This window comes from Alistipes sp. DJF_B185, assembly GCF_964250025.1.
Lineage (GTDB): Bacteria > Bacteroidota > Bacteroidia > Bacteroidales > Rikenellaceae > Alistipes > Alistipes finegoldii.
The window spans coordinates 24,447-50,061 of the sequence record NZ_CAXUDY010000013.1; the positions used below are offsets into that span (position 1 = coordinate 24,447).

Annotated in this window: 17 protein-coding genes; 6 read left to right on the forward strand and 11 right to left on the reverse strand. The window is 60.7% G+C overall.

Annotation, left to right across the window (positions count from 1 at the left end; translation table 11 throughout):
* Positions 1-2: 2 nt before the first annotated feature.
* The 3 genes from ACESTR_RS13025 to ACESTR_RS13035 are packed head-to-tail and all read left to right on the forward strand — an operon-like array spanning position 3 to position 5,956.
* Positions 3-1,757 (forward strand): SusE domain-containing protein, encoded by a 1,755-nt coding sequence (locus tag ACESTR_RS13025; RefSeq protein ID WP_276770632.1) that lies wholly within the window; start codon positions 3-5, stop codon positions 1,755-1,757.
* Between the two features lie 6 nt (positions 1,758-1,763).
* Entirely contained in the window at positions 1,764-3,785 is a 2,022-nt protein-coding gene (locus tag ACESTR_RS13030; protein WP_276770634.1) for a glycosyl hydrolase family 95 catalytic domain-containing protein, read from the forward strand.
* Between the two features lie 5 nt (positions 3,786-3,790).
* Positions 3,791-5,956: a glycoside hydrolase family 97 protein gene (locus tag ACESTR_RS13035; RefSeq protein ID WP_373179356.1), complete on the forward strand. Its 2,166-nt coding sequence runs from the start codon at positions 3,791-3,793 to the stop codon at positions 5,954-5,956.
* A gap of 1,116 nt (positions 5,957-7,072) precedes the next feature.
* Here the strand turns inward: ACESTR_RS13035 and ACESTR_RS13040 are convergent.
* From ACESTR_RS13040 to dnaX, 4 genes are all read right to left on the reverse strand, one after another.
* The gene (locus tag ACESTR_RS13040; RefSeq protein WP_009596751.1) at positions 7,073-8,422 is read right to left on the reverse strand and encodes a sodium-dependent transporter; all 1,350 of its coding nucleotides are present in this window, start codon (positions 8,420-8,422) and stop codon (positions 7,073-7,075) included.
* A 52-nt stretch (positions 8,423-8,474) separates the two neighbouring features.
* Positions 8,475-8,828 carry a dihydroneopterin aldolase gene (gene folB, locus ACESTR_RS13045; RefSeq protein WP_009596750.1) on the reverse strand — a complete coding sequence of 118 codons (354 nt, stop codon included), beginning with the start codon at positions 8,826-8,828 and terminating at the stop codon, positions 8,475-8,477.
* Between the two features lies 1 nt (position 8,829).
* Complete coding sequence (gene tyrS / locus ACESTR_RS13050; protein WP_288489715.1) at positions 8,830-10,128, reverse strand: tyrosine--tRNA ligase; 1,299 nt, start codon at positions 10,126-10,128, stop codon at positions 8,830-8,832.
* Between the two features lie 130 nt (positions 10,129-10,258).
* Positions 10,259-12,535 (reverse strand): DNA polymerase III subunit gamma/tau, encoded by a 2,277-nt coding sequence (gene dnaX, locus ACESTR_RS13055; RefSeq protein WP_373179357.1) that lies wholly within the window; start codon positions 12,533-12,535, stop codon positions 10,259-10,261.
* A 339-nt stretch (positions 12,536-12,874) separates the two neighbouring features.
* Here dnaX and clpB point away from each other — a divergent pair, with 339 nt between their 5' ends.
* Entirely contained in the window at positions 12,875-15,472 is a 2,598-nt protein-coding gene (gene clpB, locus ACESTR_RS13060) for an ATP-dependent chaperone ClpB (RefSeq protein WP_022043702.1), read from the forward strand.
* Positions 15,473-15,615: 143 nt separating this feature from the next.
* Here the strand turns inward: clpB and ACESTR_RS13065 are convergent, their stop codons facing one another.
* Both ACESTR_RS13065 and ACESTR_RS13070 read right to left on the reverse strand, forming a co-directional pair.
* Entirely contained in the window at positions 15,616-16,512 is an 897-nt protein-coding gene (locus ACESTR_RS13065; protein ID WP_130062940.1) for an alpha/beta hydrolase family esterase, read from the reverse strand.
* A gap of 17 nt (positions 16,513-16,529) precedes the next feature.
* The gene (locus ACESTR_RS13070; RefSeq protein ID WP_009596739.1) at positions 16,530-17,459 is read right to left on the reverse strand and encodes a glycosyltransferase family 2 protein; all 930 of its coding nucleotides are present in this window, start codon (positions 17,457-17,459) and stop codon (positions 16,530-16,532) included.
* Between the two features lie 186 nt (positions 17,460-17,645).
* Here ACESTR_RS13070 and ACESTR_RS13075 point away from each other — a divergent pair, with 186 nt between their 5' ends.
* Positions 17,646-18,530, forward strand: coding sequence for a hypothetical protein (locus tag ACESTR_RS13075; protein WP_014775109.1), 885 nt, complete (start codon positions 17,646-17,648; stop codon positions 18,528-18,530).
* 82 nt (positions 18,531-18,612) lie between these two features.
* Here the strand turns inward: ACESTR_RS13075 and ACESTR_RS13080 are convergent, their stop codons facing one another.
* From ACESTR_RS13080 to pdxA, 5 genes are all read right to left on the reverse strand, one after another.
* Complete coding sequence (locus tag ACESTR_RS13080; RefSeq protein WP_237958683.1) at positions 18,613-19,266, reverse strand: cytidylyltransferase domain-containing protein; 654 nt, start codon at positions 19,264-19,266, stop codon at positions 18,613-18,615.
* 53 nt (positions 19,267-19,319) lie between these two features.
* Positions 19,320-20,285, reverse strand: a complete 966-nt coding sequence (locus tag ACESTR_RS13085) for an acyltransferase (RefSeq protein WP_373179358.1) — start codon at positions 20,283-20,285, stop codon at positions 19,320-19,322.
* Between the two features lie 314 nt (positions 20,286-20,599).
* Positions 20,600-21,223 carry a translation initiation factor IF-3 gene (gene infC / locus ACESTR_RS13090; RefSeq protein ID WP_081488085.1) on the reverse strand — a complete coding sequence of 208 codons (624 nt, stop codon included), beginning with the start codon at positions 21,221-21,223 and terminating at the stop codon, positions 20,600-20,602.
* Positions 21,224-21,361: 138 nt separating this feature from the next.
* On the reverse strand, positions 21,362-23,314 hold the full coding sequence (thrS, locus tag ACESTR_RS13095; protein ID WP_009596765.1) for a threonine--tRNA ligase: 1,953 nt from the start codon (positions 23,312-23,314) through the stop codon (positions 21,362-21,364).
* 210 nt (positions 23,315-23,524) lie between these two features.
* On the reverse strand, positions 23,525-24,619 hold the full coding sequence (pdxA, locus tag ACESTR_RS13100) for a 4-hydroxythreonine-4-phosphate dehydrogenase PdxA (RefSeq protein ID WP_009596720.1): 1,095 nt from the start codon (positions 24,617-24,619) through the stop codon (positions 23,525-23,527).
* Between the two features lie 357 nt (positions 24,620-24,976).
* On the opposite strand from pdxA, the gene ACESTR_RS13105 reads away from it, so the two are divergent.
* Positions 24,977-25,339: a hypothetical protein gene (locus ACESTR_RS13105; protein ID WP_014775106.1), complete on the forward strand. Its 363-nt coding sequence runs from the start codon at positions 24,977-24,979 to the stop codon at positions 25,337-25,339.
* The last annotated feature ends 276 nt before the right edge of the window (positions 25,340-25,615 follow it).

Genomic DNA, 25,615 nt, shown 5'->3' on the forward strand with positions numbered 1-25,615 from the left:
TTATGAAAATGATCGGATATTTATATGCAATAAGCCTCATGGGGTCGCTGTGCGTTTCGTCGTGTGAAAGCGACGATGCGCGGTCGGATGCCGGTCCCCTTTCGGATTTCTACCTCACGGTGTCGGCCGATGCCGTGCAGCTTTCGCAGCAGAACGCCGCGCGTCAGGCGCTGGAGATCGCTTGGAGCGGCGGTGCCGACGACAGATCGACCCGCTATACGCTCGAAATCGGCATCGACGACGAAGCACTGGCTGATGCCGGAAGCTGGTCGAAGAGCTTCGCCCGGGGCGAGCGTGCCTGTGTGCTGACGCAGGAGGAACTGAACCGGATCGTCGTCGACGAATGCAACGTCCGCGAATCGGCCTCCGTGCGGCTGAAAGTGAAACTGACGATGAACACCTCGGTCCACTGGAAACTTTACAGCGTCGCCGACAGCGCCTATGTGAATTGTAGTCTCTACACGCCCGTCTATCCCGAGCAGCGCCACAAGGCTCCGATGTACTGGAGTCCTTATGAGTACAACTACGAGAAGAACAGTTATATGCCCGAGGACGAGTGGCAGGCCAACATCGACTGGGTGGCCGCCAACCTGAAGAATTACGGCTATACGCTGGTCTCGACCGACGGCTGGATGACCGAACACGACCTGCGTGTCTGCAACGAGTACGGCTATGTCTCTCGGGCGTCGATCAACTGGCAGCACGATTATGCCTACTGGGCCGATTACTGCCGTTCGAAGGGGCTGCAACTGGGTATCTACGGCAATCCGCTCTGGGTTCCCCGCGAGGTGGCCCAGTCGGGCCTCAAAATCAAGGGTACGGACATCCCGGTCGCCAACATCGTTGACCTGAACGAATACCGCAACGGGCACCAGTACAACTGGGTGCAGCTGGACCGGGAGGGTGCCGAAGCGTGGGTGAGGGGCTATGTCGACCACTACGCCGAGATGGGTGCCGTCTTCCTGCGTGTCGATTTCCTCTCGTTTTACGAGGACGGCAAGGATCGCTTTCGTCCCGAGGGTGTGGGGCCCGACCGTCCGGACTGGATGTATGAAACCGCTCTGCGGTGGATGCGCGAGCAGTGCGACAAGCACGATATGTTCCTTTCGGTGGCCATGAACCACGCCTATGGCGACGCCGCCGTCGAACGCAACTATGCGCACTCGATCCGCGTCAGCGTTGATACCGAGGCCGGGGGCTGGGAACGCTTTTCCGCGCTGGAACGGGGCGTGCACTATCCGATGTGGATGCAGTGGATGAACCCGTTCGACGGCCTTGTCTATTTCTCCCGCATTTCGGGCCGGGGCCGCGTGATGCTCGACGGCGATTTCATCCGTCTGAACACGATGGCTTCGGACGGCGAATGCCGCTCGGTCGTTTCGCTCAACGTGATAGCCGGAGGGCTCGTGGCCGTTGCCGACCGTCACGACACGGCGGGCGACCGGCTCCGGTTCTACCAGAACCGCGAACTGACGGCCCTCGTGCAGGACGGTTTCACGGGCAAACCCCTCTCGGACGACCCGAACGATCCGCAGAGCTCCGTCTGGACGGGCGAGCTGACCGACGGCAGCCGGATCGTGGCGGTGTTCAACCGCGAGTCCCAGCCCCTCGAGTATACGCTCACGCCCTCTGAACTGGGCTTCACGAGTGGGGTAGTGCGCGACCTCTGGGAGCACCGGAATCTGCCGCAGCAATCCTCCTACGAATTCGACATTCCGGTGCACGACTGCGTCGTCCTGAAAATATCCAAGCCCTAATTCGCCATGAGAACACGCATGATCCGCCTCGTCGGAACCGCCGTCCTGCTGTGGGTAGCCTCGCTCCCTGCGGCGGCCGACGGCTGGAAGCTCGAAGCTGACGACTATACCGCCGATTATACCGGAGCCTCGACGGCCAACGGCATGCTGGGCATCCTGCCGTGGAAAGAACCTTTCTCCATCCGTCATGTGGTGCTGAATCACGTCTTCGAACTGAACGACCGCACGGGTGTCAACTGTGCCGTCCGGGGTATCGATCCCTTTTCGATGACGATGCGCGTCGACGGCCGCGAGATCGACGGAGACGCGATTTCCGGATGGCGGCAGACGATCGACATGCGCCGGGCCGAGCATACGACGACGTTCGTCGCCGACGGCAAGCTTCGCGTCGCCTATTCGGTCATCGCCCTGCGCAATATGCCCTATGCAGCGCTGATTGATGTCGAAGTGACGGCCCTGCAGGATGCCGAGGCCGATTTCCGCACCGCGATGCAGGTTCCCGAGGGTGAATACCGCACATCCCGCCGCACGCATAGGTCGTTCCTTGTAGACGGCCATCCGACGAACATTCTCCGGACCGATGCCCGGACCGCGCACGGCCGTTACGATGTTTCGGCTTCGTCGATGTTCATTCCTGCGTGCGAAGGGTTCGGATACGAGGGACGGGATGATGCCGCGAGGCTCCGCCTGCGCCTGAAAGCGGGCGAAACAAAGCGTTTCACGCTTGCCGGGGCCGTCTGCACGACCCGCGATTTCAGCGATCCTTACAGCGAATCGGAACGTCAGGTCATCTACATCGCCCATGAGTCGGTCGACCGAGTCCTGGCCGGTCACCGTAGACTCTGGGATGAGATGTGGCAGGGCGACATCGAGATAGAGGGCGACGACGAGGCCCAGCGCGTCGTGCGTTTCGCGCTCTACAACCTCTACGCTTCGTGCCGTGCCGGTTCGCGGTTGAGCATTCCGCCGATGGGACTTTCGTCACAGGGGTACAACGGCCATATTTTCTGGGACGCGGAGCTGTGGATGTACCCGCCCATGCTGCTGCTGAACGAGGGTATTGCCCGTTCGATGGTCGACTACCGCACCGACCGCCTCGCCGCCGCTCGCCGCCGTGCCTCGGCCTACGGATATCGGGGCGTGATGTTTCCCTGGGAGTCGGACTGGTTCGGCGAGGAGTCTACCCCGACGTGGGCCATCACGGGCCCGATGGAGCACCATATCACGGCCGATGTGGGCATCGCCGCCTGGAACTACTACTGCGTGACCCGCGACCGGGAGTGGCTCCGCACCACGGGATGGCCGCTGCTGAAGGAGATCGCCGCATTCTGGGTGAGCCGTGTCGTGCGCAACGACGACGGCAGCTATTCGATCGCGGGGGTGGTCGGCGCCGACGAATACGCCATGAATGTCACCGACAATGCCTTCACCAATGGCGCCGCGAAGGTCGTTCTGTGCAATGCCGTGGAGGCTGCCCGGGCGTGCGGGGAGAAAGCTCCCGTTCTTTGGAGCGACATTGCCGACGGACTACGCATCCTTCGGGACGACGCCGGCGTGACGCTCGAATACGCAGGTTATGCAGGCCAGCAGATCAAGCAGGCCGATGTCAACCTGCTGGGCTATCCGCTCGGTGTCGTCACCGACCGCGGGCTGCTGCTGCGCGATCTGGCCTACTACGATGCGAAGATCGACCGCGTGAACGGTCCCGCCATGGCATTCAGCGTCTTCTGCGTGCAGTATGCCTGGCTGGGCGACGCCGCGAAGGCCGAGGAGATGTTCCGCCGCTGTTACCGGCCCAACCTGCGGCCCCCGTTCGGGGTGCTGGCCGAGACTCCGACCTCGCACAACCCCTATTTCACCACCTGCGCCGGAGGAATGCTCCAGGCCGTTATGAACGGCTTCGGCGGACTGGAGATCACCGACAAGGGGATCGTGTGCCGGGAAACGGCCCTGCCTGCCTCTTGGAAGCGGTTGACCATCAAAGGAGTAGGCCCCGAACGCCGTACTTATGTCATAAATAACCCATAGAAATGATGATGAAACGAATTTTCTTGTTTTATGCCCTTTTGACGGGCTCCGTCGCTGCGGCGCAGACCTTGACCTCTCCCGACGGGAACCTGACGATGACCTTCGGGCTGTCCGATGGGGGAGTGCCGCAATACGTTCTGACCTGTAAGGGACACGAGGTGATCCGGCCCAGCCGCCTGGGCTTCGAACTGAAGGGCGGGGGAACGAAGGCCGATTTCTCGATGGACGTCACGCAGGTTCCCGCCAATCCCGGGACCTCGCTTTACAACGGCTTCGAGGTGGCCGACACGGAGCGCTCGTCCTTCGACGAGACATGGCGTCCCGTGTGGGGCGAGGAGTCCGAGATCCGCAACCGCTACAACGAACTCGCCGTGACACTCCGCCAGCCCTCCACCGACCGGGCGATGATCGTGCGGTTCCGTCTTTACGACGACGGGCTGGGCTTCCGCTACGAATTTCCCCGGCAGCGGAACCTGATTTATTTCGTGATCCGCGAGGAGCGCACGCAGTTCGCCATGCCGGGCGACATGACGGCGTGGTGGATTCCCGGCGACTACGATACGCAGGAGTACGACTACACCCGCTCACGGCTGTCGGAGATTCGCTCCCGGATGAAGGATGCCATCACGGGCAACCTCTCGCAGACCTCGTTTTCGCCGACAGGCGTGCAGACAGCCCTGCAGCTGAAAACCGACGACGGTCTCTACATCAACCTCCACGAAGCGGCGCTGGTGGACTATCCCTGCATGCACCTAAACCTCGACGACAAAAATTTTGTTTTCGAGTCGTGGCTGACGCCCGATTCGCAGGGCGACAAGGGCTACATGCAGGCGCCCTGCACGACGCCGTGGCGCACGGTGATCGTCTCCGACGATGCCCGCGGCATTTTGGCTTCGCGCCTGACGCTCAACCTGAACGAACCCTGCAAAATCGCCGATACGTCGTGGATCAAACCTTGCAAATACGTCGGGGTGTGGTGGGAGATGATCACCGGCAAAAGCGCCTGGTCTTATACCGACGACGTACCCTCGGTCCAGCTGGGTGTTACCGATTACACGAAACTCCGTCCCCACGGACGCCACGGTGCCACGACCGCCAACGTCCGGCGTTATATCGACTTTGCGGCCGACAACGGACTCGATGCCGTGCTGGTCGAAGGCTGGAATACCGGCTGGGAGGATTGGTTCGGCAATTCGAAAGACTATGTGTTCGATTTCGTGACCCCTTATCCCGATTTTGATGTCGAGGGGCTCCGCGACTACGCCAGGGAGCGGGGCGTGAAACTCATCATGCACCACGAGACCTCGGCCTCGGTGCGCAACTACGAACGCCATATCGACCGTGCCTACCGCTTCATGCAGGAGAACGGTTATGACGCCGTGAAATCGGGCTATGTGGGCAACATCATTCCCCGCGGTGAGAATCATTACAGCCAGTGGATGGTCAACCACTACCAGTATGCGCTGGAGAAAGCCGCCGACTACCGCATTATGGTCAACGCCCACGAAGCCGTGCGTCCGACGGGACTGTGCCGCACATGGCCCAACCTGATTGGCAACGAGTCAGCCCGCGGCACGGAGTATCAGGCCGGCAACGGATCGAAATCCTCCCACGTCTGCGTGCTTCCGTTCACGCGGCTCATCGGCGGTCCGATGGACTATACGCCCGGTATTTTCGAAATGGATATTTCCAAAGTGAATCCCGGCAATCGGGCACACGGTAATTTCACGCTGGCCAATCAGCTGGCGCTCTACGTCACGATGGCCTCGCCGCTGCAGATGGCCGCCGACCTTCCGGAAAACTACGAACGTTTCCCCGATGCCTTCCGGTTTATCCGCGACGTGCCCCTCGACTGGTCCGAAAGCCGTTATCTGGAGGCCGAGCCGGGCGAATACATCACCGTGGCCCGGCGGGCGAAGCATACTGGCGAATGGTTCATCGGCTCGACGGCAGGGGAGGAGGGACACCTGTCGAAGATTGCGTTCGATTTTCTGGAGCCCGGCAAAAAGTACGTCGCTACGATCTACGCCGATGCGCCCGACGCCCACTACCGGACCAATCCGCAGGCCTACACCATCCAGCAGACGGTCGTGACCTCCCGGTCGAAGTTCACGCAGCGGGTGGCTCCCGGCGGCGGCTATGCCGTCAGCATCCGCGAGGCTTCGCGGTAATCCTGCGGCGTATTAACCGCACTATTCCCGGACGGTCGTATGCGGAACCGTCCGGGATTTTTTTGTCGTTTGATGACGGACGCTTGGACAAGTGTTTGTTCTTTATTTGTGGGTTGCAGTATCCGTCGCTTAGATGGTGCTTCAACACGGTGTGGGGAATATGACTGTGCATGTAAATATGGCAAAGAACCAAAAAACATTACTTTTCAGAACGATTTCGGGATTTTTGCCCCCCCCCAGGTCGTCCGAGAACGGCATTAGAGCGCATATCACAGTGTACGGAGCCGCAATTGCGGCTCCACATAGGTCTATCTTTATGTTAAGCGATTCTCGATCAAGGCTCAAAAAACGATATGAGCCTTGATAATGCGTGTTTTTCAATGGTGTCCCCCCCCAAAGGTCATTGTTGGAGAGCGGCAACAAGAGAAGGTACACCTTTGAGTTTTATAGCACGTCGTAGATTGTAAGACGGACAGAACAAGCCCATCTCGGCTCCTACTTTGGCAAATCCTTTTAATAAGAAAACCCATGGTAGGGTTAAATATGCGCTAATTTAATTCCGCCAACGGGTATAAATTAATTTTTACGACTTACTTATTTTATCTTGTCATTGTAAAATCACACTATAAAACGAGACAATTTGAAATGCTATATTTAGGCTGGAATTTTAACCATACTTTTAGTGCTTACTATGAATGCATTACTTTATTTTACGACCAATTTTAATCCCGCAAAGGTATTAGGCTGAGCAACATATCATTCGAAGTTCGTATCTACCTACGTATCCGGATTGCGGAAAATCTGTCGAAGGTCTGATCCGAAAAACAAGCTTTTTACCAGGTTCCAGAGTAAATAACTCCGGGACTCGACATTGGTAAGGGCAGACCCTAAATTTGCCCGGTTGAAAATTTTTTCGTATTTTGCATCTAGTTATTTGAAATGCGGTATTTGAGCGCAAGACGCTGAAAACAAATCGTTGTTTTCTCATTACCTATTATCCTATATAAAAATGTAACGACCCGAATATCGAATCGTTACATCACTTTAATCCAGGACCGATGATTCGGTTCGGGTTGTTATTGGTTTCAGGTTTTTGCTATTGCCGTCGGCCCGGCGTTAAAATACGCCGAGGTTGTCGAGGAAGATCAGCAGCAGCACGGCGGGGCAGACGTAGCGCAGCAGGAAGATGAAGACGCCGTAAATGCGGAATTTCAGCTCCCCGTTGTTGGTGATCTGGTCCCTGAGTATCTGCCGGTCGAGTTTCCAGCCGACGAAGACGCAGGTGAAGAATCCGCCCGCGGGCAGCAGGATGTTGGCAGTCAGGAAGTCGAGCGAGTCGAAAAGCGAAAGTCCGCAGATCGTCCAGCCGCTCAGCACTCCCAGCGACAGCGACGCCAGCGATGCGAGCGCGGCCGTTGCGGCGGTCGTCAGCCATGCCGCGGTCTTGCGGCTCAGGTGCCACTCTTCATGCAGGTAGACCGTCACCACTTCGTGCAGCGAGATCGTCGAGGTGAGCGCCGCCACGACCAGCAGCAGGAAGAATACCGACGACCAGACCATGCTCAGGGGCATGTCGTTGAAGATGCTCGGCAGGGTGATGAACACCAGCGAAGGACCCGACGAAGGCTCGATGCCCACGCTGAATACCGCCGGGAAGATCACCACGCCGGCCAGAACGGCTACCAGCGTGTCGAGGATCGTGACGTTGAGCGCCGTATGGCGCAGGTTGGTGTCGGGCTTGAAATACGAGGCGTAGGTGACCATCGTCCCGATGCCGATCGAGAGCGAGAAGAACGCCTGCCCCAGCGCGACGAGCACCGTCGTGGGCGTCACTTTCGAGAAATCCGGAGCGAAAAGGAATTTCAGTCCCGCTTCGCCGCCCGGCATCAGCAGCGAGTGGACCGACAGGATGATCAGGATGACGAAGAGCAGCGGCATCAGAATCTTGGCCGAACGCTCGATGCCCTTCTGCACGCCGAGCGCGATCACGAAGTGGGTCGCCAGCACGAACAGACAGGTGTAGAGAACCGGCCGCCACGGATTGCTGATGAAGGTTTCGAAGAGGTTTTTGTACTCCTCGGCCGTAGAGTAGCGGGCGATCTCGCCCGTGGCGGAGTGCACCATGTATTCGGCCGTCCATCCCGAAACCACGAAGTAGAATCCCAGAATCAGAAATGCCGCCAGCACGCCGTTGTAGCCCAGAAAACTCCATCGGCGGTTCAGCTTCCGGTAGGCGCCCACCGCATTGAGGTGCGACGCCCGTCCCACGGAGAATTCCGCGATCATCAGCGGCAGCCCCAGCAGCAGTACGCAGAGGATGTAGATGATCAGAAAGGCTCCGCCGCCGTTGTCTCCGGCGACGTACGGAAACCGCCAGATGTTGCCCAGCCCCACGGAGCTGCCCGCCGCGACGAGCACGGCGCTCAATTTGCCACCCAGCGTGGCGCGACTCTCCTTATGATGCATAACCTAACCTGTTTATTATCGGAAACGGGTGCGCGCATGGCGCACACCCGTCCTATTTCTCCAGCACGACGCTCACTTTCTCAAGCTTTCCGCCCAGCGGCGGCGCCAGTTTCGATACGGTGCATTTTACATGCCGTACCTGCGCGAAGGCGGCGTAAATCGCTTCGATGATGTTCATCGCCACCCGTTCGATGGTGTGCTGCGTGATGCGCATCTGCATCCGCACCACTTCGTAGACCGTCAGGTAATTGACCGTCTTGCGCACGTCGTCCTGCACGGCGGCGTCGCCCAGCTCTGCCGTCAGTTCCAGATCGACCGTGAAACGGTTGCCGACCTTGCGTTCCAGTTCGTAGCAGCCGTGCAGCGCCCGGAACTCCATCCGCGAGAGAACGATGCGATACTCCATCTTATTCGGCGATCAGGAGGAAGTAATTCTTCTTGCCCTTCTGCACCAGCAGGTACTTGCCGGCGATCAGGTCCGCTTCGGTCACCTCGCGCGCCGCGTCGGCGACCTTCTCCTTGTTGAGCGACACGCCGCCGCCCTGCACCATCTTGCGGCATTCGCCCTTCGAGGGGAAGACCTGCGCCTTTTCGGTGCAGAGGTCCACGAACGGCAGCCCCAGCTCGGCGCGGGCGATGCGGAACTGCGGCACGCCCTCGAACACCTGCAGCAGCGTCTCTTCGTCGAGTTTGCGCAGCGCCTCCGAGGTCGATCCGCCGAAGAGGATCGCCGAAGCCTCGACGGCCTTTTCGTACTCCTCCTTGGAGTGGATCATCGTGGTGATCTCCTGCGCCAGCCGCTTCTGCAGTATGCGCAGGTGGGGCGCCGCCTCATGCTCGGCGGTCAGCGCCTCGACGGTCTCGCGGTCCAGCAGCGTGAAGATGCGGATGTAACGCTTGGCGTCCTCGTCGCTGACGTTGAGCCAGAACTGGTAGAACTTGTAGGGCGAGGTGTAGCGCGGGTCGAGCCATACGTTGCCGCTCTCGGTCTTGCCGAACTTCGTGCCGTCGGCCTTGGTGATGAGCGGGCAGGTGATGGCGAACGCCTCGGCTTCGCTGCCCAGCTTGCGGCGGATCAGCTCCGTGCCGGTGGTGATGTTGCCCCACTGGTCGGCGCCGCCCAGCTGCACCTTGCAGTTCATCGTCTGGTAGAGGTGCAGGAAGTCGAAGCCCTGTACCAGCTGGTAGGTGAATTCGGTGAACGACATGCCGTCGCCCTCGCCGCTGAAACGCTTCTTGACCGAGTCTTTGGCCATCATATAATTGACGGTGATGCACTTGCCGATGTCGCGGATGAATTCGAGGAACGAGATGTCCTTCATCCAGTCGTAGTTGTTGACCAGCACGGCGGCATTCGGCGCGTCCGACTCGAAGTCGAGCAGTTTGGCGAGCTGCCGTTTGATCGCCTCCTGATTGTGGCGGAGCGTCGGCTCGTCGAGCAGGTTGCGCTCCTGCGACTTGCCGCTGGGGTCGCCGATCATGCCCGTCGCGCCGCCTATGAGCGCCAGCGGACGGTGGCCGCACATCTGGAAATGCTTGAGGATCATCACGCCTACCAGATGTCCGATATGCAGCGAGTCGGCCGTGGGGTCGATGCCCAGATAGGCCGTCGTCATCTCTTTTTCGAGTTGTTCCTTTGCGCCGGGCATGATCGTGTGGATCATGCCGCGCCATTCGAGTTCTTCGATGAAATTCTTTGTTGCCATTTTATTGTTTCTTTGTCTTGATTATCAATATTGTCCGGCGTCCGGCGGTCGTGCCGGCGGTCTGCATGCGCCTCCGTCTGCGGCCGTTCGCCTGAACCGGTCCTGCGGCGTGCGCCGTAAATCGGGTGCGTTATTCCACTTCCAGATCCAGCGCCTTGCGAAGCTCCGCCACCAGCGGGTTTTTCTCCGTAATGTACCGTACCCGGTCTTCGAGTTTGATCGGACGCACCGCCCGTATCTCTTCGTTTACGATGACCTCCAATTCGATCATTCCCTCTATTTCGGCCAGTTCGGCGATGCGCATCAGCATTCCCGTCTTGCTGCGCAGAATCTCTTCGCGCAGTTCGGTCGTCGGCACGCTCACCGAGATCGTGTTGTCGCGGAACGTCATCAGCTCGAAGGCCGGCACGAAGCGCGGGCGTTTCTCCTTGATGAGGTTCAGTATCCTGCTACGGGCGTGCTCCAGCTTTTCGGCGCACTCCGGATCGACGGTTGCGGCTTCGGCTTCGTCGGGCGTTTCGCCGTCCGAAAGCTCTTCGTCGGGATCGCTGCCCGCCGAGGCGAGCAGTTCCGAGAGCGAAGCGCCCGATATGAGCGGACGCCGTGCCGGAGCCGGTGCGGTCTGCACTGCGGGCTTTGCCGGTGCGGGCTGCGGAGCCGTTTCAGCGGTTGTTCCGCCTGCGGTTTGCGCTGCCGGGACGGCCGCTCCGCCTTGTGCCGTCGGATGCGGTGTTCCGCCCAGTACCGTCGGTCCCGCAGTTCCTCCTTGCGCTGCCGGATTTGCCGCTCCGCCCTGCGCGGTCGGGTTTGGGGTCCCGCTCTGCATCGCCGGATTCGCCATTCCTCCTTGCGCCGCGGGATTCGCCGCTCCGCCCGGTATCGTTTGTCCGGCTGCCGCAGCCTGCGGAGCGTTGTCCTGAGCGGAAACTTCCGCTGCCTGCCGACCCGCCGTCTGCATCGCGGCTCCGCGTACGGAAAATCCGGATACCTGCGGTATGCCGGCCGATGCCGTCGGTCCGGCTTCCGGCCGAACAGTGCCTTGCCCCGTTTGTCCTGCTCCCGGCTGAACTGCGGACGGTGCCGTTTGTCCTGCCGCCGGTGGAGTTGCGGCCTGCACCGTTGCTCCCGCACCCGACTGGGACGTACCCGGCGTCGTTTGTCCTGCCGCGGAAACTGTCTGCGCCTGAACTGTAGACGCGCTCTGCTGCGGCGCGGGTCGTGCCGCAGCCGTCGGAGTCGCCGCCGCGCCTGCGGCCGTACGGGGTGAGAGGGCGGGGAGGGAATACTCCCCGGAGGAGGTCAGATCGTCATTTTTTTTTTGGCCGAGTCCTGCGATCTTCATCAGGCCCAGCTCGACGAGCAATCGCTGGTTCGACGATTGCCGGATCTTCCCGTCGAGCTCCGTCAGAATGGAGATGGCTCCGAACAGGAACTCGACATTGCAGGCGCCCGCCTGCGTCCGGTATCGTTCGAGCAGCGTTCCGGTCATTTCGATCAGCCGCAGCGTTTCGGGGCGCTTGGCCATCAGCAGGTCGCGCATGTGGCGGTTGAGTCCCGCCGTGAAGGTCTGCCCCGAAAAGCCTTTCGAGAGCACCGTGTCGAACGTGACCAGCACATCGACGTAGTTGCCTGCGAGCAGCATCTCCGTAACGCTGAAATAGGTGTCGTAATCCAGCACGTTGAGCGTCTGGGCCACGTTGCGGTAGTCGAGCGTCGTGCCGCAGAACGACACGGCCTTGTCGAACATCGACAGGGCGTCGCGCATGCCGCCGTCGGCTTTCTGCGCGATGAGGTTCAGCGACTCTTCGTCGGCCGAGATGTTCTCCTGCCCGGCGATGTATTTGAGGTATTCGACGCTGTCCTCGACGCGGATGCGGTTGAAGTCGTAAATCTGGCACCGCGAGAGGATGGTCGGAATGATCTTGTGTTTCTCGGTCGTCGCGAGGATGAAGATGGCGTGTGCGGGCGGCTCTTCGAGCGTCTTGAGGAAGGCGTTGAAGGCTGCGGCCGAGAGCATGTGGACCTCGTCGATGATGAATACCGAGTAACGGCCCACCTGCGGGATGATGCGCACCTGCTCGATCAGCGTGCGGATGTCCTCCACCGAGTTGTTCGATGCGGCGTCCAGCTCGTGGATGTTCAGCGAGCGGCCCTCGTTGAACGAGCGGCACGATTCGCACTCGTTGCAGGCTTCTGCGCCGTTGGGGCTCAGGCAGTTGATGGCCTTTGCAAAGATGCGGGCGCAGGTGGTCTTTCCCACGCCGCGGGGACCGCAGAAGAGGTAGGCATGGGCCAGCTGGGCGCGCTCGATGGCGTTTTTGAGCGTCGAGGTAATATGTTTCTGCCCGACGACCGAGGCGAAGGTCGCGGGGCGGTATTTGCGTGCGCTGACGATAAAATCACTCATAGTTCCGCAAAGATAAGAAATATGAGCGAAGATTTGAAAATTCGGGATTAAAAATTGTCCCCTCCGCCGTCCCTGCGCGCCCGTCCGCCGTTGCGCCAAATTGGCGCATTTTGACAGCGTGTTGTGACAAAAGATGACACAATGACCGAAAAATGAGGTTGGCAGGTGTTTTGCGGATGTTGATGACGAATGGTTTGCGTCTGCGATCCGGTCGCAATGCGACGAGTCCCCGCCGGGCGGGGATTTGAGGGGGAGTCGGACTTGCATGCGCGGCGGTAAGCCGCGGGTTGCGGCCCCGGACGCGAACCATCGGACCGTGTGAAATTTAACTTTGCGATTATGAATATAAACACATTGACCATCAAGGCGCAGGAGGCGTTGCAGGCAGCGCTCAACCTTGCGCGGGAGCGCGGACAGCAGGCTGTCGAGCCGCTCCATCTGCTCGCGGTGCTGATCCGCGAGGACGATTCGCTGGCCACGTTCCTGCTGGGACGCGTCGGCGTGAACGTGCGCGGACTGCGCGACGAAACCCAGCGCGCCGTCGGCTCCCTGCCGCGGGTCGAGGGCGGCGGCGAGCAGTTCTTTGCGCAGGAAACCTCGAAGGTGATCCAGCGCGCCGTGGACTTCACCAAGAACTTCGGCGACAAATACGCTTCGGTCGAACACCTTCTGCTGGGTCTCGTGGCCGAACGCGGACAGGCGGCCGACATCCTCAAGCGCAGCGGCGCCACCGAGAAGGAGCTTCTCGAAGCGATCCGTATCTTCCGCAAGGGTGCGACGGTCGATTCGCAGACCTCCGAACAGCAGTTCGACGCGCTGGGCAAGTACGCCGTCAACCTCAACGAACAGGCCCGTTCGGGCAAGCTCGACCCGGTGATCGGCCGCGACGAGGAGATCCGGCGCGTGTTGCAGATTCTCTCGCGCCGCACCAAGAACAACCCGATTCTGGTCGGCGAAGCCGGCGTGGGCAAGACTGCCATCGCCGAGGGCATCGCCCACCGTATCGTGGACGGCGACGTGCCCGAAAACCTGAAATCGAAGGTGATCTACTCGCTCGACATGGGCGCCCTTATCGCGGGCGCCAAGTATCAGGGCGAGTTCGAGGAGCGGCTCAAGGCCGTCGTGCAGGAGGTCGTCGCCAGCGAAGGCGAAATACTGCTGTTCATCGACGAGATCCACACCCTCGTCGGCGCCGGCAAGTCGTCGGGCGCGATGGACGCCGCCAATATCCTCAAACCCGCGCTTGCGCGCGGCGACCTGCGGACCATCGGCGCCACGACGCTCGACGAGTATCAGAAATACTTCGAGCAGGACAAGGCCCTCGAACGCCGTTTCCAGAAGGTGATGGTCGACGAGCCGACGCAGGAGGACGCCATTTCGATCCTCCGCGGACTGAAAGACCGTTACGAGAACCACCATCAGGTCCGCATCAAGGACGAGGCGATCGTCGCCGCCGTCGAACTTTCGACGCGCTACATCACCTCGCGTTTCCTGCCCGACAAGGCGATCGACCTCGTGGACGAGGCGGCTTCGCGCCTGCGTCTGGAGATGAACTCCGTGCCTGAGGAGATCGACACCCTCGATCGGCGTGTGCGCCAGCTCGAAATCGAGCGTGAGGCGATCCGCCGCGAGAAGGACAGGGAGCGTGTGGAGCAGCTCACCAAGGAGATCGAGGAACTGAAGTCCAGAGACGCCGAGATGCGTGCCAAATGGCAGGGCCAGCGCGATCTGCTGAAGAGGATTCAGGAGAACAAGGACCGGATCGAGCAGCTGAAGATCGAGGCCCAGCAGGCCGAGCGGCAGGGCGACTACGGCAAGGTGGCCGAAATCCGCTACGGCAAGATTCAGGAGGCCGAAAAGGAGATCGCCGCCTTTCAGGAGGAGTACAAGCTGGCGTCGGCCAACGGCTCGATGATCAAGGAGGAGGTCGATGCGCAGGACGTCGCCGAGGTGGTGTCGCGCTGGACGGGTATCCCCGTGACGCGCATGCTGGCTTCCGAACGCGAGAAACTGCTGCACATGGAGGACGAGCTGCACCGGCGCGTCATCGGTCAGGAGCAGGCCATCGCCGCCATTTCCGACGCCGTGCGCCGTTCGCGCGCCGGGTTGAACGACCCCCGCAAGCCGATCGGCTCGTTCATCTTCCTCGGCACCACGGGCGTCGGCAAGACCGAGCTGGCCAAAGCGCTGGCCGAATTCCTCTTCAACGACGACTCGATGATGACGCGTATCGACATGAGCGAGTATCAGGAGCGCCACAGCGTGTCGCGTCTGGTGGGAGCGCCTCCGGGATACGTCGGTTACGACGAGGGCGGCCAGCTTACCGAAGCCGTGCGCCGCAAGCCCTATTCGGTCGTGCTGCTCGACGAGATCGAGAAAGCGCACCCCGACGTCTTCAACATTCTTCTGCAGGTGCTCGACGACGGCCGTCTGACCGACAACAAGGGCCGCACGGTGGACTTCCGCAATACGATCATCATCATGACTTCGAACATGGGATCGCATATCATTCAGGAGAATTTCGCGGCGGCGTTCAGCGGCGAGAAGCTCGCGCCCGAAGTGGTCGAGAAGACCCGGATGGACGTCATCGACCTTTTGAAACAGCAGCTGAAGCCCGAATTCCTGAACCGTATCGACGAGATCGTGATGTTCGAGCCGCTGACGCGCCGGGATATCGAGCGCATCGTGGACATCCAGCTGGGCGCCGTGCGCCGGATGCTGGCCGAGAACGGCATCCGCCTCGAATACAGCGACAAGGCGCGCGAATGGATCGCCGCCGCCGGCTACGACCCGCTCTACGGCGCGCGTCCGGTCAAACGTACGATCCAGCGTTACATCGTCAACGAACTCTCGAAACGGATTCTGGCCGGCGACGTCAACCGCGAAAAACCGATCAAGATCGGCGCCGACGACAAGGGCCTGACCTTCGCCAACTGAGAGCGGCCGCAAGACCGCCGGAGCGGAGGCTCGGATGCGCCGCTTCCTGAAAACGAAATGGTTCCGGATTTTTTCCGGAACCATTTTTTATTGCCGCCCGCGTTCGGAGCACTCCTCTTTCGGCCCTGCGGGGGCCGTTCCGCCTACTTTACGAACCTGCTGAAGAATTTCCACAGCTCCTCGCCCGTGTCGATGTCCTGCTCGCCCCACGAGTGTTTGCCGCCGACGATTTCGTAAAGCCACACCTCGCTGCCCCCGGTGCCGCCCGTGAAGCGGTGCGCGATCACCGTGCGGCCGCCGGGTGCCTTTGCCGGCAGCATGTCGGTCTGCATGACGGTGCAGCGGTTCTTCGCCGCCCAGTAATGTACGGCCAGCGGCACGGGCAGATAAGCTCCCCAGCCGCCTTTGTTTTGCGGATCGCCCAGCCATGCCGAGGTCTTGTCCTCCGTGCCGTGGATTTCGAAGAGCGGAACCGGCGCCGTACTCCGGTCCGCTTTGTAGAGCCAGTCGAGCATCAGTCCCGAAACCGGCGCCACGGCGGCGAACAGGCGGGGACGCTGCGCCGCCAGCTGGTAACACATCTCTCCGCCGTTCGACATGCCCGTGCAGAAGACGTTGTGCCGGCTCAGTCCGTGCTTTTTCTGCAAATGGCGCACCAGCTCGGTCAGGAACCGCACGTCGTCGACGGTCATGTCGGCCTGAAAGGGGTATCCCACGTTCCAGCAGCTCTTGCCGCGTCCGTCTTTCGCGCCCTGCGGGTAGCAGACGGCGAAACCGTGGCGGTCGGCCGTGGCGTTCATGGCGAAACGGTCGGGATTGTTGTTGCCGCCGTAGCCGTGCAGGACGACGACCAGCGGGGCGTTCTCCGGCAGGCCGGCGGGCAGGTGCAGTTTGTAGGTGCGCTCCATGCCGCCCGAACGCAGGATGTAATCCGGGGTCTCCGGCGCCACGGACTGCGCCCGGCAGATGCTTGCCGCGAAGAGCAGAAGGGCCGTAAGAAGAAAACCCTTTGCCGCGGCGGATTTCAGCAGGTGTCTCATTTTCAGCAGTATTCGATTTACAGACCCTTGCGGGCGATGCGCCATGCCAGACTGTTGTATAGCCCGATCAGCGGAGCGCGCCAGCTGCGGGGCAGGGCGTTGAGGACGCGGACCTTGCGCAGCGTGCGGCGGTAGGTCTTGGTGTAGCCGAAAAACTCCGCCGCGCGCGCCGCCTCTTTTGTGCCGCCCTTGGCGCTGATGATGAGCGCTTTGCCCAATGCCGCGCGGGCCACGAATTCGTTGTATTCCTCAGGCGCCGACGGGTCGTAAAGTTCCTCGAACGAATAGCGCGTCCGTTCGGGCGTGTAGCTCGACGCCGAGCGGTTCGATGCGACCTTCGAGTAGTTCGCCAGCGGCTTGGGCGAGAAGCAGACCGCGTAGCGGCGGGCGATCTTGATCCACATATACATGTCGCCGCCGATCTTCATCCCTTCGGGGAATCCGCCCACCGCCTCGAAGACCGCGCGCGGTACTGCGCTGGCCGACGGGATCGAGATGTACCGGTGCGCCGAGTCGCGGAAGAAGTTGGCGACCACACCGCGTTCCGAAGGGGTGCGGGCCGGGAAACGCCCGTCGTGGCTGACGATGTTGAAGGCCGTCGAGTAGACCCCGCAGCCCGGAAACTCCGCGATCATCGCGGCGATCTCCTCCAGAAATCCCGGCTCCCACGTGTCGTCGGCGTCCAGCAGGGCGATGTAGTCGCCCGTCGATTCGGCGATGGCGCGGTTGCGGGCCGCGCATTCGCCGGCGTTGGGCTGCGTGACGAGTTTCACGAGCGGCGAGCGGATGCCGCGCACGATTTCTGCGCTGCGGTCCGTCGAACCGTCGTCCACGACGACGATCTCTGCCGGGGGCAGCGTCTGGGCTAGCACCGAACGCAGGGTGTCGCCGATTTCGCGTTCCTTGTTGTAGAGGGGTATGATGACCGAGATGGTTGCGGATGCCATTTTTAGCGGTTTGATTTATTGCGAAGATACCGATCTTTTGCTACATTTGCAAATAATTAACGGGTGCGCGGCACTCTTCAGGCGACCTTCCGGGCTGAAACCGGCCGGCCCTATGCGCGCGGAGTCCCTCCCGCCGCTCCCGTTCCGCTCTTCCCGTTCCGGACGGGAATTAACGAATAACGCACTATGACCGCAGCCGAGAAACTCATCGCTTTCATCCGCAACTCGTTCGACACGGCGTTGTATTTCGCCGTGATGGCAGTCAAGGAGAATTTCCGCAACTACGTCGGGCGTGCCGGAACGGTCGGCCGGCCGGCGCAGTCGATGGTGATTCTGGGCAACGGCCCCTCGCTGGCCGGTGACCTGCCGCGGCTGATCGAACGCCGCGAATACGAAACCGAAGATTTCCTTGCTGTCAATTTTTTCGCCGAAGACGACCGCTTCGAGGTCGTGAAGCCGAAGTATTACGTCCTTTCCGACCCGATGTTCTTCCGTGACAGCGCATGCCGCGACCGCGTCCGGGCGCTTTACGCGACGCTCGCCCGCAAGGTTGCGTGGCCGATGAACCTCTACGTGCAGTACTATAACCCCGAAGGCTTCGACTACCGCGCCGCGCTGCCCAATTCCAATATCCGCATCGTCCGCTTCCATACCCAGATGTACCGCGGTTTCAGAAGTCTCGAATTTTGGCTTTTCCGCCGCGGGCTGGGAAGCGCCAATTTCGGAACGGTGGTGCAGGTCGGCGAATACGTCGCTCTGCTGCTGGGGTATAAGCGGATCGAGCTTTACGGCGTGGACCATACGCTGTTGGACGGACTCTGCGTGGACGATGGGAACCGGCTCTGCCGCATCGACCGCCACTATTACGACGGAGCGGAAGCCGCCGCGCCGCAGCCTATTTACAAGAAGGTTCCCCATGTGCCCTATACGATGGCGGACTATCTGGCCGAAGTCGCCGAACTGTTCCGCGGCCACGAAGTCCTGCGCGACTATGCCGCCGCGCTCGGTGCGCGGATCGTCAACCGCACCCGCGGTTCGATGATCGACGCCTACGAACGGAACCCGGAGTGAGCTGCCCGATGAAAACGAAAAAGGAGGAATCGAAATTTCTCCTTCTTCGTATCGCCTGATGTGCCGGTAGATGCGCCGGAATTTATTTGGGCAGGTTGCGGCTTGCGGCGATGATCTCGGCCATTGTGAAATCCTCCGGATAGTCGATGTCCAGCCCCTCGATGCGGTCCACAACCGCCATGTAGGGTCTGTCTCCGATCCTGCGGTGCCGTCCGGTCCACAAGGCCCGCGGGAAGATGAAGAACGCGCTGGTTTCGATATACACCGGCTCGATGGTCTGCGTGCGGGGGATGTTTTCGGGCGAATAGTTGAGCGGCCGTCCCTCGTACCACGCGAACGTCTGTATCTTTTCGGCGCTGAATGCCGAGTCGTATTCGCCCGAAAACACTTTCCGAAGCGCATCCGCGACGGTCTCGGCGCGGATAAAGGGCGACGTGGCGTGCGCCAGCACATAGAGGTCGGCTTCGACCTCGGCGGTGAAGCTGTCGTAAATCTCCCGTCCCAGCGTCGTGTCGCGGTCCAGCTCCTCGCTGCGGCGCAGGAACCGCACCCCTTCGGGCAGGAATTCGCGGATCCGCTCGTCGCTGCAATAGACGTAAACCTCGTCGATTCCCTCGACCTCGGTCAGCGTCCGGAGTATGTGGCACATGAGCGGCGACCCGCTCAGCGGACGCAGGTTCTTGCCGCTGACGCGCTGGCTGTTGAGCCGTATGGGGACGAATGCTGCTGTTTTCATAATTCGGTTTTATATCGGGGCCTGCCCGCCTTGCGGCGGAAACCCGTTTAGGTTCACTGTACCAGTAAGTTGCATCCTCTGATGTCGCTGTGGTCGATGCGCCCCTCGACGACGAACGTTCCGCGGGCATCGACCCGGCCCACGTCCTGCGTCTGGATGAACGCGCACGACCACCAGTTCGCCAGATCGGCGATGTTCAGCCCTCCGCGCGTTCCCGCGGGCTGGGGGTCGAACGGATCGTTCACGTCGCGGGTCGTGACGCGCATCCACGGCGGACAGCGAAAGAGGTTGCCGCCCTGCGAATAGGCCTGCGAAGTCAGCTCGGCCATGCCGTATTCGGAGTGTATCGCGCCGACGCCGAATGCGCCGCACAGGATTTTGTGGAACTCCTCCTTGGGAATCTCTTCGCGGTAACCCTTCATGCCGCCCGTCTCCATTATGACCGTATTTTCGAGCTTCGGGGCGTAACGCTCCGCCAGATCCCACAGCGCATAGCTTACGCCCAGCAGGATTTTGGGCTTCGGATCGGCCTGCATGGCCGCCAGCAGCGCGTCGTAGTCGTCCAAGTAGAAGCCGCCCGAACCGCAGTCGGCGATCAGCCGGTCGGCCATGTAGACCAGCGACGACCCCTTGCGGCGCAGGTAATTGGGCAGCAGGGCATAGAGGCTCCACTGCCCCGGTTCGCCGTAGAACGTGCCGAATGCTGCGCGGAACGTCCGTTCGTACAGCGCCAGCGAACGCATCGGGTGGCGCGACGGCGTCATGCCCGTTGTTGCCGACGAGGTGAAGACCGCCTCCGGCTCCGTGCCGCCGCAGTAGACGTCGTGGGTCTTGAAGATTTCGATCGGCAGGAACGGAATTTCGCGGGCCGCTCGCACCTCTTCGGGCCGCACTCCGGCCAGCGCGAGATACTCGCGGTAGGGCGGGCATTCGGCCGCCTGCCGCCTGAATACCTCCAGTGCGGCGGCTTCGAACGCCGCGTCGTCCGTGATCCCGAATATGTCGTCCTGCGTAATCATTTCATTGCAAAGGTAAATATATTTCGAAATTCGGCAAAATCCCTTTTCTGCGGACGGAATAAGTCCGGCAGGGCGGTTCCCTGCGTAGCGCTTCCGAAAGTCTGTCCCCCGCGTCGTTCCTGAAAGCCCGTTCCCGAAAGCTCGTTCCCGCAGGTGCATGCCTGCAGGTCCGCTTCCGCAGGTGTGTGAAAGGCCGCCGCCTCTCTGCCGCTTGCGTCGGTCATGAAATAAAAATCCACAATCGGACTCCCTTCCGGGACCCCGATTATGGATCGGATATAGTCGCTTCGCGCGGTGTCGGAACCGCTCGGCCGCTACTTCTTGTTGGTTTTGGGCGCCAGCATCATGTTCATCTTCTTGCCGTCGAGCTTGGGCATCATCTCCACTTTGGCGACCTCTTCGAGGTCGGTGGCGAAGCGGAGCAGCAGGATTTCGCCCTGCTCCTTGAAGACGATCGAACGGCCGCGGAAGAAGACGTACGCCTTGACCTTGCAGCCCTCCTTCAGGAAGTTGGTGGCGTGCTTGAGCTTGAAGTTGTAGTCGTGGTCGTCGGTCTGCGGACCGAAGCGGATCTCCTTGATCACGACTTTCACCTGATTGGCTTTCAGCTCCTTGGCCTTTTTCTTCTGCTGGTAGAGGAATTTCTGGTAATCGGCGATGCGGCATACGGGCGGCTCGGCCTTGGGCGAGATCTCGATCAGGTCGAGTTCCATGCTGTCGGCGAGCTTCAGCGCTTCGCGTATGGGTAAAACCAGCGGTTGTTCGACGTTGTCGCCCACGACGCGCACTTCGGGAGCCGTTATCTGCTCGTTGATGCGGTGCGGATTCTCCTTTTCGGGCGGGCGGCGCCCGTACCGGTTGTTGGTGCCGGCTGCCGGTTTCGGCCGGTTATTCCCGGGGTTGAATGGCCTCGGCGGGAATGGTTTCGGTGCTGCGATAATCGTAAAGTATTAAAGTGGTTAATTACTTTTGTTTTTCATTGTCCGGCTGCCGGGGCGTGACCTGCGGCGTGCCGTAAACCCCGCCGTCCGGAATTTCCCCCGAAAGGGGGAAGTCCCGGATGCGGACCGGAGTCGTTATTTCTTTTCCATTTTGTTGGCCTCGATCTCCTCCTTCACCAGTCCGGCGATGAAGTCGCGGAAGCCTTCGAGCGTCATCTGACCCTTGTCGCCTTCGCCCTGCGCGCGTACCGACACGAGTCCTTCGGCCTCCTCCTTCTCGCCGACGATCAGCAGGTAGGGGATGCGCTTGAGTTCGTTGTCGCGGATCTTGCGGCCGATTTTCTCGTTGCGGTCGTCCACCTCGGTCCTCACGTCGCTGCGGTTGAGGTACTCCGCAACCTGCTGGGCGTAGTCGTTGAACTTCTCCGAAATGGGGAGCACCACGACCTGCTGGGGCGAGAGCCACAACGGGAATTTGCCGCCCGTATGCTCCAGCAATACAGCCACGAAACGCTCCATCGAGCCGAACGGTGCGCGGTGAATCATGATCGGGCGGTGCAGTTTGTCGTCCGCGCCCTTGTACGTCAGGTCGAACCGCTCCGGCAGGTTGTAGTCCACCTGAATGGTTCCCAACTGCCACTTGCGGCCGATGGCGTCCTTGACCATGAAGTCGAGCTTGGGACCGTAGAACGCGGCTTCGCCGTACTCCACGACCGTATTGAGTCCCTTCTCCTCAGCGGCCTGCATGATGGCGCTTTCGGCCTTCTCCCAGTTTTCGTCCGAGCCGATGTACTTCTCCTTGTTGTTGGGGTCGCGCAGCGAAATCTGTGCCGTATAGTTGTCGAACTTCAGCGTCTTGAAGATGTAGAGCACGATGTCGATCACCCGCTCGAACTCTTCGAGCAGCTGGTCGGGGCGTACGAACAGGTGGGCGTCGTCCTGCGTGAATCCGCGCACGCGGGTCAGTCCGTGCAGTTCGCCCGACTGCTCGTAGCGGTACACGGTGCCGAACTCCGCCAGACGGACGGGCAGCTCCTTGTACGAACGGGGCTTCGAACGGTAAATCTCGCAGTGGTGCGGGCAGTTCATCGGCTTCAGGAGATACTCCTCGCCCTCGATCGGGGTGTGAATCGGCTGGAACGAATCCTTGCCGTACTTGGCGTAGTGTCCCGAAGTCACGTACAGCTCCTTGTTGCCGATATGCGGGGTGATGACCTGCTGGTAGCCGTATTCTTTCTGCACGTTGCGCAGGAACTGTTCGAGCCGGTCCCTGAGCGCGGCGCCTTTCGGCAGCCACAAGGGCAGACCCTGTCCTACGCGCTGCGAGAAACAGAACAGTTCGAGGTCCTTGCCCAGCTTGCGGTGGTCGCGTTTCTTGGCCTCCTCCATCATCACGAGGTATTCGTCGAGCATCGACTTCTTGGGGAACGAGATGCCGTAGATGCGCGTCAGCATCTTGTTCTTCTCGTTGCCGCGCCAGTAGGCACCTGCCACCGAAGTCAGCTTGAGGGCCTTGATGTAACCCGTGTTGGGGATGTGCGGCCCCCGGCAGAGGTCGGTGAACGCACCGTTGGTATAGAATGAGATGGTTCCGTCCTGCAGGTCCGAGATCAGTTCGACCTTGTACTGGTCGCCCTTCTCGGTGAAGGTCTTGAGCGCTTCGGCCTTGGGGACCTCGCGGCGGACGAGCTGCTCTTTGTTGCGGGACAGCTCCTGCATCTTCTGTTCGATCTTCGGAAGGTCGGCCTCGGTGATCGGCGTCGGCGAATCGACGTCGTAGTAGAAGCCGTTTTCGATGGCGGGGCCGATGCCGAACTTGATGCCCGGATAGAGGGCTTCGAGGGCTTCGGCCAGCAGGTGCGACGAGGTGTGCCAGAAGGCGTGCTTGCCCTCTTCGTCGTCCCATTTGTAGAATTTGACCGAGGCGTCTTCCCCGATCGGGCGCGTCATGTCTACCGTTGCGCCGTTTACCGAAGCGGCCAGTGAGTCAGCAGCTAAACGAGGGCTGATGCTCTCTGCGATCTGGTAAGCAGTAGTCCCTTCGGCGTATTCTCTGACCGAGCCGTCGGGAAAAGTGATTTTGATCATAAAATATAAATTAAGTTTTCGGGGCCTTCGGCGCTTCCACAATTACGAGACGGAATACGCCTCCGGTTTGCCCGGTGTGTTGTTTCTGTTCTTGCTGCGCCCTGCCCGCAATCTTTGGGCGGATACGGCGGATGTCGTTTGCTCTTCCTTTTCTTCCTCTTCCTCTTCCTCTTCCTCCGGCCCAGATCCCGGTTTTTCGTCGCTCCTGCGCTAATCCTCCTTTTCGGTCTGCGGCAGGTCCTTGACCGAGACGTCGCGGCCGCCCTTCTCGCGTTCGGCGCGTTGCAGCGGGTTGCGGCTCCATTCGGCCCATGCGCGGCGGTGCTCGACGATGTCGATCGCGGCGTAAATCGCCGAGCGCATCGACTGCGGGTCGGCTTTGTCCTGCCCGGCGATGTCGTAGGCCGTGCCGTGGTCGGGCGAGGTGCGGACCTTCGAGAGTCCGGCCGTGAAGTTCACGCCGTCGGGCGAAAGCGTCTTGAACGGCGCCAGCCCCTGATCGTGGTACATGGCCAGTATGCCGTCGTATTTTGCGTATCCTCCGCCTGCGAAAAGCCCGTCGGCGGCAAACGGTCCGAACGCCAGCACGCCCTGATTGAACGCCTCGACGACGGCCGGGCGGATGATCTCCTGCTCCTCGCGTCCCAGCAGTCCTCCGTCCCCGGCATGCGGGTTGAGAGCCATCACGGCGATGCGCGGCTCGACGATGCCGAAGTCCTCTTTCAGCGTGCGGCGGAGCGTATGCAGGTCGCGCACGATCTTCTCCCCGGTGATGCTGCCGCTGATCTCCGACACCGGAATGTGCTTGGTGACCAGCCCCACGCGCAGAATCTCGCTGCACATGATCATCATCGGCTCCCCGCCCAGTTCGGCCCCGATGAATTCGGTATGGCCCGTGAAGTGGAACCCGTCGCCCTGCACGCTCTCCTTGTTGAAGGGGGCTGTGACGATGGCGTCGAGCAGCCCCTCCTTCAGCTCCTGCGTCGCGCGGCGCAGCGCCTCGACGGCGGCGCGCCCGGCCTCGGCCGAAGCTTTGCCCGGTTCGATCTGCTCCGTGTCGCCGCATGCGACGAGGTTCACTTTGCCGCGGCGGGCGTCGCGGGCCGACGTTACGGCGTTGAACTGCACCGGTTCGGTCTGTGCGAGCGTATTTCGGTAATAGGCCGCGGCCTTGGGCGAGCCGTATACGACGGGCGTGAAAAGCTCCGTCATGCGCGGATCGGCCAGCGCCTTGAGGATGACCTCCCAGCCGATGCCGTTCGTGTCGCCCTGCGTGATGCCTATTTTAAGTTTCTGTTCTGACATGGATACAAGTATTTCAATCTACAAAGATACATATTATTCAGAATCTGCAATAGGCCGGATGCAATTAAAATGTTTTTTTGCACTGCGGCGATCCGTAATGTTTTGCGGATGGACTATTTTTTCCTACCTTTGTTTTATGCAGCCTGTTAGGGCTGATGACATATTCGGATTAAAGCGCATCGGCTTTTTTCTTACCGTCGAAAATTGGACACTTTCGCGTAACGTAAGGAACAAAGGTTGATGCTCTCGCTGTTTTCGGCGTGGGCATTTACCGTATTCTACGTTACAGGTCGTCCAATACCTCGATGGTGGATTCGGTGATACTGCCCGCGCTTTTTTCGATAAACCGCCCGAAAGATGGAACCTTGCGCACAAAAGACGACTAAAAAACACAATCCGGAACTGGTCGATACGGTTTTCCGGCTGATGTTCGAAATATTATGGGTGGCTCCCTACGACCGGCGCCGGAGCAATGCGGCGCTTTCGGAGTTCGAACGCCGCGGCCGGGAGACTGCCGTGCTGCTGGCCGCCACCGACTTGCGCTCGGCCTCGCCCGGCGAACTGCAGACGCTCTTGCAGGCCGTCGGCCGGCTCGTGCAGACCATAGGCCGGCTCGAATCGGAGGCGCTTTTCTCCCGCTGGCAGTGTGCCGAAGCGCTGGCGCAGGTGCGGCGGATCGCCGCCATCGTGCAGGAGCATGCCGCCGTTGCCGTGGGCTGAGCCTTTTGCCGGCGCCTGTCTGTTGCGGGGCTTTGTCGGTTTGTTCGCGGTTTGTTATCGGTTTGCCGCCGGGCGGCATGCGCTGAATCGGTTTTGCGTTGCGCCGGACTTGTGTCTAATCTGCCTTGTGCCGACCTGCCTTGTGCCGACCTGCCTTGTGCTGAATCTGCTTTGCGTCGCGCCTGCCTTTGCCGAACCTCCCTTGTGCCGCAGTCGGTTCCCGCGCCGCGGGCCTTGCCGGATGTCGCAAAAAAAATAACTGCCGGGAGCAATCCC

Bases quoted from the DNA above. Each gene is read 5' to 3' on its own strand.
- ACESTR_RS13025 (WP_276770632.1), top strand. From the start codon at position 3: ATGAAAATGATCGGATATTTATATGCAATAAGCCTCATGGGGTCGCTG.
- ACESTR_RS13030 (WP_276770634.1), top strand. From the start codon at position 1,764: ATGAGAACACGCATGATCCGCCTCGTCGGAACCGCCGTCCTGCTGTGG.
- ACESTR_RS13035 (WP_373179356.1), top strand. From the start codon at position 3,791: ATGATGAAACGAATTTTCTTGTTTTATGCCCTTTTGACGGGCTCCGTC.
- ACESTR_RS13040 (WP_009596751.1), bottom strand. From the start codon at position 8,422: ATGCATCATAAGGAGAGTCGCGCCACGCTGGGTGGCAAATTGAGCGCC.
- folB (WP_009596750.1), bottom strand. From the start codon at position 8,828: ATGGAGTATCGCATCGTTCTCTCGCGGATGGAGTTCCGGGCGCTGCAC.
- tyrS (WP_288489715.1), bottom strand. From the start codon at position 10,128: ATGGCAACAAAGAATTTCATCGAAGAACTCGAATGGCGCGGCATGATC.
- dnaX (WP_373179357.1), bottom strand. From the start codon at position 12,535: ATGAGTGATTTTATCGTCAGCGCACGCAAATACCGCCCCGCGACCTTC.
- clpB (WP_022043702.1), top strand. From the start codon at position 12,875: ATGAATATAAACACATTGACCATCAAGGCGCAGGAGGCGTTGCAGGCA.
- ACESTR_RS13065 (WP_130062940.1), bottom strand. From the start codon at position 16,512: ATGAGACACCTGCTGAAATCCGCCGCGGCAAAGGGTTTTCTTCTTACG.
- ACESTR_RS13070 (WP_009596739.1), bottom strand. From the start codon at position 17,459: ATGGCATCCGCAACCATCTCGGTCATCATACCCCTCTACAACAAGGAA.
- ACESTR_RS13075 (WP_014775109.1), top strand. From the start codon at position 17,646: ATGACCGCAGCCGAGAAACTCATCGCTTTCATCCGCAACTCGTTCGAC.
- ACESTR_RS13080 (WP_237958683.1), bottom strand. From the start codon at position 19,266: ATGAAAACAGCAGCATTCGTCCCCATACGGCTCAACAGCCAGCGCGTC.
- ACESTR_RS13085 (WP_373179358.1), bottom strand. From the start codon at position 20,285: ATGATTACGCAGGACGACATATTCGGGATCACGGACGACGCGGCGTTC.
- thrS (WP_009596765.1), bottom strand. From the start codon at position 23,314: ATGATCAAAATCACTTTTCCCGACGGCTCGGTCAGAGAATACGCCGAA.
- pdxA (WP_009596720.1), bottom strand. From the start codon at position 24,619: ATGTCAGAACAGAAACTTAAAATAGGCATCACGCAGGGCGACACGAAC.
- ACESTR_RS13105 (WP_014775106.1), top strand. From the start codon at position 24,977: ATGGAACCTTGCGCACAAAAGACGACTAAAAAACACAATCCGGAACTG.